The following is a 12,267-nucleotide window of genomic DNA, read 5'->3' as shown; positions in this document are numbered from 1 at the left end:
GGCGATGTTCACCGGACCGCGTGACCGCGCCGACCGGGCCCGCCCGCCGGTGCGGTCGCGCCGGACCGCATGGCTGAGCCGCGGCATGGCTCAGGTGCTGGTCATGGTGCTGGTGGCCGAGGTCGTGATGGCCGTCACCACGGTGCGTACGCTGCTGGAGCCCGCGGCCACGCATGCCCGCCCACCGTCACTCCCCGTGGCCAAGCCGTTCTATCCCGCGACCACCCGCTTCTACACCGACCCGCACAACCCCGCCGCGTCCTGGGTGCGCGCCCATCCGCGCGATCGGCGGGCGGCCGCCATCCGCGCGGACATCGCCGAGCAGCCGCAGGCCGCCTGGTTCACCGAGACCAACGAGTCGCTGGTCGAGGAGCGGGTCCGGGGCCTGGTCGACGCGGCCACGGCGCGGCGGCGGCTGCCGGTCCTGGTCGCGTACGACATCCCGCAGCGCGACTGCGCCCAGTACAGCTCCGGCGGCAGCGGGGACGCGGGCGTCGCCTACCGGCGCTGGATCGACGCCTTCACCCGGGGCATCGGCGACCGGTCCGCCCTGGTCGTCCTCGAACCGGACGCCCTCGCCCACCTGGGCTGTCTGCGCAAGCGGCAGCGCGCGGACCGGTTCGCCGCCCTGGCGTACGCGGCCCGGACGCTCCGGGAGCGGGCCCCGCGGGCCCGGGTCTACTACGACGCCGGGAACTCCGCCTGGGAGCCCGCACGCACCATGGCCGGGCGGCTGCGGCACGCCGGTATCGACCGCTACGGGGACGGCATCGCGGTCAACGTCTCCAACTTCAACGCCACCCGCGACGAGGTGCGCTACGGGCTGTCTGTGCTGCGTGAGCTGCGCCGTCCCCGGCTGGGAGTGGTGGTCGACACCAGCCGCAACGGGGCGGGGCCCACGGCCAAGCACCAGTTCTGCGATCCGCCCGGCCGCAGGCTGGGCCGGGCGCCCACCACGGCCACCGGGATCCCCGGGGTCGACGCCTTCCTGTGGATCAAGCAGCCGGGGCAGGCGGACGGCTGTGCGGCCGGTCCCGGCGTCTTCATGCCCGGCTACGCGTACCGGCTGACACGCTGATCCTCTCGCGGTAGACCCCCGCAGGGCCCCTTCCGGGGCCCTCGCACGCCCTCCACCCCCCTCCCAAAACGGACATAACCCATATAAAACGGCCGAATTCCGCTACCTCAACTGAGGTAGTCGGAATTCGGCCGTTTGGTGTGCCCTGAATTCCTGCAATTGAGGTATCTAGATTTCGGTCATGCGTACGGTGTTTCGAGCCCCGGGCTTTTCTAATGTCGGTGAGCGAAAGGACAAAAAAGCCCGAAGGAGCTCCATCGATGCAAAGAGTTCTCGTCGTGGAGCACCACACCCAGGTGCTGAGTGCTCTCGCCGATCTCGTGATCGAGGAGCCGGGACTGGAGTTGTCCGGAATTGCCGGATCGGCCCGGGAGGCAATTTCCCTGGCCCGTGCGGCGCAACCGGATGTGGTGCTGATCGATGTGGACGAGCCCGGCTGGAAGGCCCAAGGGCTGGATCGCATGATCGGCGACCTCCTCCCACAGGCGCGGATTGTCCGGCTGACCGCCGTATCCGACCCGTATATGGAATGCCTGGAATCTCCGACGAACACCCCCAGCATCCTCAAGACCGAAGTACGCGAATTCCTCAGGAGTATCACCGAATGAATTCCCCCATGGACCAGAACAACGTCCCGACCAACCCCGAGACCACCGAGACCAAGGGCGCTCCGCGCTCCCGCCGTCTGCGCATGGGTATCGCCGCGGCCGTCGTCGCTGTCGCTGCCGTGGGTGGCACCGTCACCGCGTTCGCGATGAACTCCGACGAGTCGGGTTCCTCGACCTCGGCCGCCGCGCCGGGCAAGGCCGCCGGCTCCGACGTCCAGTTCCCGCTGTCCACCAAGAAGGGTGACATCGTGGACTCGAAGGGCCACAAGGTGGTCATGACCGGTGTGAACTGGTTCGGCTTCGAGACCGGCACCTTCGCGCCGCACGGCCTGTGGACCCGCAGCCTGGACTCCATGCTGGACCAGATGGCCAAGCAGGGCTTCAACACCATGCGGCTCCCCTACTCGAACGAGATGTTCGACGCCAAGAGCAAGCCCAACGGGATCGACTTCAAGAAGAACCCCGAGCTGAAGGGCCTCACCGGCCAGCAGATCATGGACAAGGTCGTCAAGGGTGCCACCGACCGCGGCATCATGGTGATCCTGGACCAGCACCGCCCGGACCAGTACGGCCAGAGTGAGCTGTGGTACTCCCAGAGCCTCACCGAGAAGAAGTGGCTGAGCGACTGGGTCAAGCTGGCCAAGCGCTACAAGAACAACGACCGGGTGGTCGGCGCCGACCTGCACAATGAGCCGCGTGGCCAGGCCACGTGGGGTGACGGCAACAAGAAGACCGACTGGCGCCTGGCGGCCGAGAAGGCCGGTAACGCGATCCACAAGGTCAACAAGAACTGGCTGATCTTCGTCGAGGGCACCGACCGCCACAAGAACGAGCAGTTCTGGTGGGGTGGCGACCTCCAGGGTGTGAAGAAGTACCCGGTGAAGCTGGACGAGGCCAACAAGGTCGTCTACTCGGCCCATGACTACGGTCCGGGCGTCTTCAACCAGAACTGGTTCCAGGCGAAGGACTTCCCGAAGAACATGCCCGCCATCTGGAAGAAGCACTGGGCGTACATCAAGCAGCAGAACATCGCCCCGGTGCTGCTGGGTGAGTTCGGTGGCCGCAAGACCGCGGGCAACAGCCACGAGGCCATCTGGCAGAACGCCCTGATGCACTACCTCAAGAAGAACGGCATCAGCTACACCTACTGGACCTGGAACCCGGACTCGGGTGACACCGGCGGTGTGCTGAACAAGGACTGGAAGACGATCGACAAGAACAAGATGAAGATGCTGTCCGAGTACCAGATGCCTCTGCTGCAGCCGAAGGGGAAGGCGTCGGAGTGACCCCTTCCGGTACTGCGCCGGCACGGTGATGTGACAGCGAGGGCCCGCAGGCAGCCGCCTGCGGGCCCTCCGTCATGTCCACGCTCCGTCACCCTCCGCCGCCGCCCACGGATCGCCGGGAAAGTCCGGAAAGTCACGGATGGAGGGAAGCGGGACGCGTCCCCGCCGGGTTTCCCTCCCGGGCCCGGCCCATGCCCGCGGACCGGCCCCCGGCACCCAGGGAGGCCGATCATGAATCCCCATCCGTACTCCGGCCGGTTGCTCTTCCCGCTGGCCGCACTCCTCGTGATCGCGGCCGACCAGGTGAGCAAGGCGCTCGCGCTGGCCGCCTGGAGCGGCACCTCGGGGCCGCAGGCCCGGCTGGGCCCGTTCCGTGCCCTGCTGGTGAGCAACGCCGGGGTGGCCTTCGGGCTCGGACACGGCCGCCCGGTGCTGATCACCATGATCACCCTCGCCGGCGCGGCCGCCACCCTGGCCGCCGTCGGCGCGGGGCTGCGGGCCCACCGCCGGGGCCTGGCGTTCGGCATGGCGCTGATCGTCGGGGGCTCGGTCGGCAACGGCGCCGACCGGGTGATGCGGCCGCCGGGCCCGCTGCGCGGCGCAGTGGTCGACTGGATCACGGTGGCGGGGCGCGGCCCGGTGTTCAACCTGGCCGATGTCGCCCTCTTCTCCGGAATCCTGCTCACCGCGACCGTCCTGCTGGTGTCGACCGCGCGGCGTGACGTCAGCCCCCGGCCTTGGGCACCGCTCCCGACCCCGACCCCGGACCCGAGCCCGGCATCCGATCCGGGTCCTGTGCCCGGCCCTGTCCGGGCTCCCGGGTGCGCTCCCGCTCGGCGATCGAGGCCGCGAACTCCTTCAGCCGCGCCAGCGCAGCTTCGTCGGTCACCCCCCGGGAGGCCAACGCGCTGGTGATGCGCTGGTACAGGGACAGCTCACGGGCGCAGGCGTGGCACTCCGCCACATGGGCCCGCACCCGGCCCGCGTCCGGCACGTCCAGTTCGCCGTCGAGGTACGCCTGGAGCATCGGCGCGCCCACCGGGCACTCCCTCGTGCGGTGCCGCTCGGTGTCGCGCCACCATGTCCATCGGCTCATGCCTCACCTCGCTCTGGTTCCCGTCCGGTGCGCCCAGCGGCCAGCAGCTGGGTCCGGATCCGCTTGCGGGCCCGGTGCAGCCTGCTCATCACCGTCCCCTTGGGCACGTCCAGTACTTGTGCCGCCTCCGCGTAGGACAGTCCGTCCACGTGCACCAGCCGTACGACCTGCTGGTCGCGGAGCGGCAGCGCGGTGAACGCTGCGTCCACGGCCTCGTCGAACTCGGTGTCCACCACCAGCTCCTCCGGGGTGGCGTCGCGGGCCGGGGAGAGCCGTTCCAGCTCGGTGTCCGGGTCGTCCAGCAGACGGGGCCGACGCTGGCGGCGGCGGCTCACCTCCGCGTGCCGCATGATCGTCAGCAACCAGGCCCGTGGATGTCTCCCGTCAAAACGGCCGACTGCCCGGTACGCCCGTAGTAACGTGTCCTGCACGAGATCTTCGGCGTCGGCGCGCTGAGCGGTCAGAGACATCGCCACGCGCAGCAGTACCTCGATCTCGGGCAGCACGTACTGGGTGAACATGCGTTGCTGATGGGCATCCGGGTCAGCCACGTGTGCCTCCTCGGATCCGGACCCCCCGGGGACGCGAAAGCGACATATCACACTCTGTGTAACATCTCGCTCACGGCGTCGCACGGGGTGATCGGCGATCCGGGTGACTCGGTGGCCAGGGGCCTCGGGCGGGGTGGGTTACGCCTTGATGGAGACCAGACGCTTGCCGTCGCTCGTGCGGACTTCGAAGTGGTCCACGTCGCTGCTCTTCATGCCCGCTCCGCCGTGCGCCCACAGCGGGTCTCTGGCCATCTTCGTGGGGCTGTTCTCGATCCCGTAGCCCTGTTCGGGCACGGCCCAGGTCATCATGGTCTGCTCATGACCGTCCTTGGAGACCGCGATGAGGCTGCAACTGAGCGGGCCCTTGACGTTCGCCAGCCGCAGCACGGCGTCGAGGCCCCACATCTTGTCCCGCATCGCGAGCGTCGCCGACACCTTGGTGGTCGGGTCGGTGCCCTCCATCTTCATGGGCATCTCGGCGAAGAGCGCCTTGTCGGTCGTCGGGCTCGCCGTGACGGACGTACCCGAACCGGAGCCCGAGGTGACGGCCATCGTGCCGAGCGGTCCGCCGACGATCAGGGCGGCCGCCGCCGCGACCAGGTAGAGGCCGCGTCGCTTGCGCTTGCTGCGGGCCGCGGCGACCTCGCCCACCATGCGGTTCAGCAGGGCGGGTCCTGGCTTGGCCGTGAGGGTGTCGATGGCGGTCGGGGTGGCGGTGAACGCGTGCGGGGTGTGACCCGTGATCGCGGTCCGGCCGGGGGCCCCGTGGATGCCGGGGATGTCCGCCGCGAGGTCCGCCAGCAGCGGTTCCAGCCCGGTCAGCTCGTCGAGCTGCCGACCGCACTGGTCGCAACCGGCCAGATGCTCCTCGAAATAGGTGGCGTCCGCCTCGTCGAGCACGCCGAGCACATACGCGCCAACGGCGTCGTGTCCCGCGTGGTGCGCCTGCGCTGTCATGCCGTCACTCCTCTCTCCTCAAGCGCGAGCTTCATGGAGCGCAGCGCGTAGAAGACCCGGGACCGAACCGTCCCGCTGGGTATGCCGAGCGTTTCCGCCGCTTCATTGACCGTACGGCCCTTGAAGTAGGTCTCGACGAGCACCTCGCGGTGGGCGTCGCTGAGGTCGTGCATCGCGTCGGAAAGTGTCATCAGCCGTAGTGCCCGGTCGATCTCGTCCTCCGCCGGCATCAGTTCCAGTGGAGACGGGTCGACCTCCTGGGGCCTGGCCTGCCTGCTGCGGTGCCCGTCGATGACGATGCGCCGGGCGACCGTGACCAACCAGGGCCGGATGGAACCCGTGGCCCGGGACAGCTGGTCCGCGTTCTTCCAGGCGCGGACCAGGGTCTCCTGCACGACGTCCTCCGCGCGATGACGATCGCCCGCGACCAGACGCAGTACGAACGCGAGCAACGGTCCGGCGTGCTCCTGGTAGAGCGCACGCATGAGTTGCTCGTCCGGTGTACCGCGCTGCGATCTGGACGGACGCTCATCGGCCACGGCGGCGTCGTCGTGCACCAGAACCTCCAGGACAGGACCTGAGTTGGACAACATCAACTGACGACTCCCGGTCTGTGCCCCGGGGGGGTTGGGTGGCCATGTCGGCCTCTTCCTCCCTTCGTACGGACGGGAGGGGGCGGCCACTCAAAGCGTCGAGAAGAAAGTTCCGATCAGTTCCTGGAGTTGCCCGGAGGGAGAGCTGAGGATGAAGCGACCTCAGGTGAGCTCTCAGGTGATGACCGAGCTGAGGACGTGCGGCTGGACCTTGCCCTCCAGCATCGCGCCGAGCCCTTCCACCGCGCAGGTGCCGGGGTTGTCCGCGATGCTCACCGGGACGCCGGTCGCCTCCCGCAGCAGGGTGTCGAGACCGGGCAGCACCGCGCTGCCGCCCGCCAGCATGATGCCGCGGTCGGCGAGGTCGGCCACCAGATCGGGCGGGCAGCGGCGCAGTACGGCGCTGATCGCGTCGAGGACGGCGGTCAGCGGGGTGCGGATGGCGTCGCGTACGCCCTCCACGTCGATCCGTACGGACCGGGCGAGCCCGGTGGCCACGTCGCGGCCGTGCACCTCGGCGCCGAGCGAGGCCAGCGCCGTGTCGCCGAGGACCAGGTGCAGCGGGCGGACGGCCTGGCTCGGCAGCATCAGCGCGTGGGCGTTGCGCAGATGCTGGATGACGGCGTGGTCGACCGTCTCGCCGCCCACCGGCACCCGCTCGGCGGCCACGGTCGAGCCCAGCGACAACACCGCGACCTGGGTGGTGGCCGCGCCGCACACCACGATCATCGTCGCCTCGGGCCGCTCCACCGGCAGCCCGCAGCCCACGGCTGCGGTGATCAGCGTGTCCACCAGCTCGACCCGCTTGGCGCCGAGCCCGGCGAGCGTCTCCACGGCGGCGCGCTGGGCGAGCGGATCGGCGTCGTGCGGTACGCACACGGCGGCGCTCGGCCTCGGCTTGCGGCGCCAGGCGCGGCGCAGTTTGTTGCCGAGGAGCAGCCGCAGCATGCGCTGCGCCATGGCGATGTCGACGACCGTGCCACCGGCCACCGGGCGCACCACGCGGATGTGGTCGGGCGTACGGCCCGTCATGCGCTCGGCGAGCGCCCCGACCGCGATCACCGCGCCGGTGCGGGTGTTGACGGCGGCCACGGTGGGCTCGTCCACGATCACACCGGTGCGCTTGAGGTAGACGCGGGTCCTGGACGCTCCGAGGTCCACGGCGATGGAGCAGCGACGCAGCCGCTCAAGGCTGATGCTCATAGCCCCATCGTGTGCGGCCGGGCGCGGCCGCTGCCTCCGGAGGTGCGCCGGTCGGGCGAGCCCGCCCGCCTTTTCACTGGTCCTTGGCGTCCGCGTAGCACTCCACCGCCGCCACCGTGAGGGGGAAGCGGACCGGGGTGACGCCGAAGGCGATCGTCCCGGCCGCTTCGCCCGCCTCCGCGATCGCCTGCCGCACCGCCGCCACCTCCGGCTCCGGGCAGTGCACGATCACCTCGTCGTGCTGGAAGAAGACCAGCTCGGCGCGGAGCCCGGCGGCCGACAGGGCGCGGCGCAGCGCCGCGAGCATCAGCACCGCCCAGTCGGCCGCGCTGCCCTGGACGACGAAGTTCCGGGTGAAGCGGCCGCGGGCGCGGGCGCCCGGTGTGCTGCCGTAACGCGGCTCCTCGTCCAGGTCGCGCGGCAGGCCCGCCTCGTCGGCCGGGTCGGTGGCGGCGCCGCCGGCCGGTGGGCAGGTGCGGCCCAGCCAGGTCCGTACGAGGCGGCCCTCCTCGCCCGCGCGGGCCGCATCGTCCACATAGGCCACGGCCGCGGGGAAGCGGCGCCTGAGCGCGGCGAGGTGCTTGAGCCCGTCGCCGGAGGTCTGCCCGTAGACGGCGCCGAGCAGCGCGAGCTTGGCCTGGTCGCGGCGGCCCGCGAAGGCGCGGTCGGACAGCTCCGCGTACAGATCCCGGCCGGTGCCCGCGACCTCCATCAGACCGGGGTCGCGGGAGATCGCGGCGAGCACCCGGGGCTCCATCTGGGCGGCGTCGGCGACGACCAGCCGCCAGCCCGGGTCGGCGACGACCGCGCGCCGCACCACCTTGGGAATCTGGAGGGCCCCGCCGCCGTGGGTGGTCCAGCGGCCGGAGACGGTGCCGCCGGGCAGATACTCGGGGCGGAAGCGGCCGTCGCGCACCCAGGACTTGAGCCAGGACCAGCCGTGGGCGGTGTGCAGCCGGTACAGCTTCTTGTAGCGCAGCAGTGGCTCCACCGCCGGGTGGTCGATCTCCCGCAGCTCCCACGCCCGGGTGGAGGTGAGCGCGATGCCCGCCCGCGCGAACGCCCGGACGACGTCGGCGGGCAGATCGGGCCGCACCCGCACCCCGTCGCCGAAGGCGCGGGACACCTCGTCGGCCAGCTCGGCCAGCCGCTGGGGCTCTAGCCCGCCCGGATAGCGCTCGCCGAGCAGCTCGTCCAGCAGCTCCCGGTGGCGGTCGGCCCGCCAGGGCACCCCGGCGCGCCGCATTTCGGCGGCGACCAGCGTCCCGGCCGATTCGGCGGTGGTCAGCAGCCGCATCCGGTCCGGATGCTCGGCCGACCCCGTACGGGCCAGCTGCGCCTGGTACACCGCCAGCAGCGCGTCCAGCGGGTCGGTGCCGGGCGGCAGCGGCGGCGGACCGGGCTCGAACAGCGACGGCTGGGTCTCGGCGGACCGCACCGGCGGGTCCTCGGGGACCGGCAGCCCGCGCAGCCGGGCCCAGGCCGCGGCGAGGGAGCGCGGGGCGCCCGAGCGCCCCTCGTGGCCGAGCAGCAGCGCCTCGGCCGCCTCCACGTCGTAGCACCGCTCGACCCGGACTCCGGCCGCCAGCAGCCGGGGATACACCTCGGCGGTGGACCGCCACACCCACCGGTCGGCCTCCGGACGGGACCGCACCGCTTCGGCGAACCCGCCCCGCGCGGCCGGGACCTCGACGACCGGCCCGGCGACCTCTCCGGAGGCGTGCAGCGGGCAGAGACGAACACCCCCGTCGTTCGTCTCCGCCGCTGCCCACCTCATGACCGTGAGTCTGGCAGGGGGGTCCGACAACGGCCCGACACCGGCCCCGGGGCAACGGCGGGCGCTGCGCGAGGGGTTGACCCCGTGACCGGGCGGCTCTACGGTCCGTTCGCAATGACGGATCGTGTTCGAAATATCGACCCGGTGTGGCGCGCGGCTGCCCGGGCCTCTCGAACCCTGGAGCCTTCCATGACCCGCGTCCGCACCAGAGCGCTGCCGCTGCTGGCGGCCGCGCTGCTCGCGCTCGTCGCCCTACTGCAAACGGGCTACGCCTCCGCCGCGAAAGCCGCACCGGCCGGTTCCCCGGGGGTGAGGGCCGGGACCTTCACGAACCCGATCGTGACGCAGAACGGCGCGGACCCGACGGTCATCCGCTACGCCGGGTACTACTACCACCTGGGCACCACGTGGGCCTCGCACTGGGAGATGCGCCGGTCACCCACCCTCGGCGGGCTGAAGACCGCGGCGCCCACCACGATCTACCGCGAGACCGTGGCGTCCCGCTGCTGCAACTTCTGGGCGCCCGAACTGCACCGTCTCAACGGCCCCAACGGGCTGCGCTGGTACCTGACGTACAGCGCGGGGGTCTCGGCGAACATCGACCACCAGCACGTCCACGTGCTGGAGAGCGCCGGGAGCAACCCGCTCGGCCCGTACACCTACAAGGGCCAGGTCGATCCGTACGGCGACAACCGCTGGATGATCGACAGCAGCTACCTCTCCCTGCCGGACGGCCGCCTCTACATGCTGTACTCCTTCTGGGAGGGCGGTTCGCAGAACCTCTACGCGGTGCGGATGAGCAACCCGTGGACCCCGACCGGCGCCGGTGTCCGGATCGCCACGCCCACCTACGCCTGGGAGAAGTCGGGCAGCGCGGTCAACGAGGGGCCGACCATCCTCCAGCACGACGGCCGGACCTTCCTCACCTTCTCCGCCTCGCACTGCGACACCCCGGACTACAAGCTCGGCCTGATGGAGCTGACCGGGAGCGATCCGCTGGCGGCGGGCGCGTGGAAGAAGTACGCCAACCCGGTCTTCCAGCGCAATGACGCGGCCGGGGTGTACGGGCCCGGCCACAACTTCTTCTTCCCGTCGCCGGACGGCAAGGAGGTCTGGATGGCCTATCACGCCAACGCCAAGGCGACGGACGGATGCAGTGGCACCCGTACCACCCGGGCGCAGAAGGTGAACTGGAACGCGGACGGCACCCCGAACTTCCGCGCTCCCGTCTCCACCTCCACCGCGCTGGCCGAGCCCTCCGGCACCCCGGCCGCCCTGCGGCGCTGACGCTTGCCCGAATGATGAGGACGCCCCGCGGGTCAACCCGCGGGGCGTCCTCATCGTCTTGTACTGCAGCCGCCGATGACGACTGACGCGCGGCGGGCGGGGCAGAAGACGCGGTGCTCAAGATCACCCGAGCCGGGGAATCGTGCACGTGCATTAGCTCATGCATATGCACAGGAACGCAGCTATCATCCACATAAGTTGACAGTTGCACGAACAGTGGAGAGCCCTGTGCGCGACCACCCGTACAACGGCATGGCGGCCGCGGACCTTCAGGGGGTCGTCTGGCAGAAGAGCAGGCACAGCAATTCGCAGGGGTCCTGTGTCGAGTTCGCCAAGCTGCCCGGTGGGCACGTGGCCGTACGGAACTCCCGCTTCCCGGACGGACCGGCGCTCGTCTACACCCCGGCCGAGGTCGAGGCGATGCTGCGGGGCGTCAAGGACGGGGAATTCGATCACCTGGTGCACGACCCGGTCGGCCGTGCGTGAGCGGCCGCGTGTGAGCGACACTGGTAGTGGTCGGTGGGGGCCCTACTGATGTGAGACGGCGATGAGCGATGAACGGCTCGGTCCGCGTCGGACATGTTCTGGGAGTGCCTCTGCGGATGCACTGGAGCGCCCCCGTCCTGATCGTCGTGCTCGCCTATGGCCTCGGCCGCGAGACGCTGCCCGCCTGGACGCCCGGCCGCACCGGCCTGGTGTACGCGGTCGCGAGCGTGATCGGTGCCCTGCTGCTGATGGGGAGCCTGCTGCTGCATGAGGCCGCGCACGCGGTCACCGCGCGCGGCAGGGGCGTCTCCGTGGAGGACGTCACGCTGTGGGCGCTCGGCGGCGTGACCCAGATGGGGCGGCCGCGCACCGCCCGGATCGCCCTGCTCGTGGCCATCAGCGGCCCGCTCACCAGCCTGGTCATCGGCGGCGCCGCCGTGGGCGCCGGGATCGGGGCCAAGGCGCTGGCCGGGTGGGGAGTGCCCGCCGCGGTGCTGATCTGGCTGGGCTGGGCCAATCTGCTGCTGGGCGTGTTCAACCTGCTGCCCGCCGCGCCGCTGGACGGCGGCCGGGTGGTGCAGGCGGTGCTGTGGTGGCGTACGGGCGACCGGGAACGGGCCGAGCGGGCGGCCGGGCGCAGCGGCCAGATCTTCGGGGTGCTGCTCATCGCGGTCGGCTGGTTCTCGTTCGTGCGCGGGCAGGGCGGCGGGCTGTGGATCGCGCTCGTCGGGCTGTTCATCCTGGTGATCGCCAACGCGGAGCGGCAGCGGGCCGGGGTCAACACGGCGCTGCGCGGGGTACGGGCGGGCGACGCGATGTCGGCGCCCGTCGCGACGGGCGCCGACTGGCTGCCGGTGGGGCGGTTCATCGACGAGGTGGCGGCGCACTCCCGCCACTCGGTGCTGCCGCTGCTGGACTTCGAGGGCCATCTGAGCGGTGTCGTGCAGCTGCGCTCGCTGGCGGCGGTACCGGCCGGGATGCGGGAGGAGCGGCGGGTGCGCGAGGTGGCGGTGCCGCTGTCGCGGTGCACGGTCGCGACGGCGGACGAGCTGCTGAGCGAGGTGCTGGACCGGGCCCGGCCGGGCGGCGGGGCGATGCCGGTGCTGGTGGTGGACGACGGGCGGCTGGAGGGGATCGTCACCTCGCACGATGTCTCGCGCCTCTTCCAGCTGCACTCGCTGGGCATCACGACGGCGCCACCGGAGACGACGCCCCACTGAGCCGGGATCGCGGTCCTGGGTGCGGGGCGGCTAGGCAGTTTCGTTTGGATCAGCGTGCTGACCAAAGGAAGATGCCCGCGATGTGGAGTCCGGCCAGGTAGATGGTCGCGGTCTTCTCGTAGCGG

At 71.0% G+C, this 12,267-nt stretch carries 12 protein-coding genes and 1 pseudogene; 7 read left to right on the top strand and 6 right to left on the bottom strand.

Annotated features, from left to right (window positions below; genetic code table 11):
* Positions 1 to 4 precede the first annotated feature (4 nt).
* The 4 genes from ACH4TL_RS13955 to ACH4TL_RS13940 all read left to right on the top strand — a co-directional run bounded on the left by ACH4TL_RS13955 (position 5) and on the right by ACH4TL_RS13940 (position 3,887).
* On the top strand, positions 5 to 1,078 hold the full coding sequence (locus ACH4TL_RS13955; RefSeq protein ID WP_398313770.1) for a glycoside hydrolase family 6 protein: 1,074 nt from the start codon (positions 5 to 7) through the stop codon (positions 1,076 to 1,078).
* 260 nt (positions 1,079 to 1,338) lie between these two features.
* Positions 1,339 to 1,686, top strand: a complete 348-nt coding sequence (locus ACH4TL_RS13950; protein ID WP_398313768.1) for a DNA-binding response regulator — start codon at positions 1,339 to 1,341, stop codon at positions 1,684 to 1,686.
* 8 nt (positions 1,687 to 1,694) lie between these two features.
* Positions 1,695 to 2,972 (top strand): glycoside hydrolase family 5 protein, encoded by a 1,278-nt coding sequence (locus tag ACH4TL_RS13945; protein WP_398313766.1) that lies wholly within the window; start codon positions 1,695 to 1,697, stop codon positions 2,970 to 2,972.
* A 231-nt stretch (positions 2,973 to 3,203) separates the two neighbouring features.
* Positions 3,204 to 3,887: a signal peptidase II gene (locus tag ACH4TL_RS13940; RefSeq protein ID WP_398313764.1), complete on the top strand. Its 684-nt coding sequence runs from the start codon at positions 3,204 to 3,206 to the stop codon at positions 3,885 to 3,887.
* Between the two features lie 37 nt (positions 3,888 to 3,924).
* Here the strand turns inward: ACH4TL_RS13940 and ACH4TL_RS13935 are convergent.
* The 6 genes and pseudogenes from ACH4TL_RS13935 to ACH4TL_RS13910 form a co-directional block, all read right to left on the bottom strand.
* Positions 3,925 to 3,999, bottom strand: a pseudogene (locus ACH4TL_RS13935) (zf-HC2 domain-containing protein); the annotation flags it as partial.
* Positions 4,000 to 4,064: 65 nt separating this feature from the next.
* Positions 4,065 to 4,619: an RNA polymerase sigma factor gene (locus ACH4TL_RS13930; RefSeq protein ID WP_398313762.1), complete on the bottom strand. Its 555-nt coding sequence runs from the start codon at positions 4,617 to 4,619 to the stop codon at positions 4,065 to 4,067.
* 138 nt (positions 4,620 to 4,757) lie between these two features.
* Positions 4,758 to 5,576, bottom strand: coding sequence for a zf-HC2 domain-containing protein (locus tag ACH4TL_RS13925; protein ID WP_398313760.1), 819 nt, complete (start codon positions 5,574 to 5,576; stop codon positions 4,758 to 4,760).
* Positions 5,573 to 6,169: a sigma-70 family RNA polymerase sigma factor gene (locus ACH4TL_RS13920; protein ID WP_398313758.1), complete on the bottom strand. Its 597-nt coding sequence runs from the start codon at positions 6,167 to 6,169 to the stop codon at positions 5,573 to 5,575. The genes ACH4TL_RS13925 and ACH4TL_RS13920 overlap by 4 nt, the downstream gene beginning before the upstream one ends.
* A 174-nt stretch (positions 6,170 to 6,343) precedes the next feature.
* Positions 6,344 to 7,372 carry a rod shape-determining protein gene (locus ACH4TL_RS13915; protein ID WP_398313757.1) on the bottom strand — a complete coding sequence of 343 codons (1,029 nt, stop codon included), beginning with the start codon at positions 7,370 to 7,372 and terminating at the stop codon, positions 6,344 to 6,346.
* Between the two features lie 73 nt (positions 7,373 to 7,445).
* Positions 7,446 to 9,149 (bottom strand): bifunctional 3'-5' exonuclease/DNA polymerase, encoded by a 1,704-nt coding sequence (locus ACH4TL_RS13910; RefSeq protein WP_398313755.1) that lies wholly within the window; start codon positions 9,147 to 9,149, stop codon positions 7,446 to 7,448.
* A 189-nt stretch (positions 9,150 to 9,338) separates the two neighbouring features.
* Between ACH4TL_RS13910 and ACH4TL_RS13905 the strand changes: the two genes are divergently transcribed.
* From ACH4TL_RS13905 to ACH4TL_RS13895, 3 genes are all read left to right on the top strand, one after another.
* On the top strand, positions 9,339 to 10,436 hold the full coding sequence (locus ACH4TL_RS13905) for a family 43 glycosylhydrolase (RefSeq protein ID WP_398313753.1): 1,098 nt from the start codon (positions 9,339 to 9,341) through the stop codon (positions 10,434 to 10,436).
* A 252-nt stretch (positions 10,437 to 10,688) separates the two neighbouring features.
* A complete protein-coding gene (locus ACH4TL_RS13900) occupies positions 10,689 to 10,922 on the top strand; it encodes a DUF397 domain-containing protein (RefSeq protein WP_398305264.1) in 234 nt (77 codons plus the stop codon).
* Between the two features lie 68 nt (positions 10,923 to 10,990).
* Positions 10,991 to 12,142 carry a site-2 protease family protein gene (locus ACH4TL_RS13895; protein WP_398313751.1) on the top strand — a complete coding sequence of 384 codons (1,152 nt, stop codon included), beginning with the start codon at positions 10,991 to 10,993 and terminating at the stop codon, positions 12,140 to 12,142.
* Positions 12,143 to 12,267 lie beyond the last annotated feature (125 nt).

It is taken from the genome of Streptomyces sp. NPDC021115 (assembly GCF_044333065.1).
GTDB lineage: Bacteria > Actinomycetota > Actinomycetes > Streptomycetales > Streptomycetaceae > Streptomyces.
Note: the sequence above shows the minus strand (reverse complement) of the source record. Positions and strands in the feature narration are given on the sequence as shown.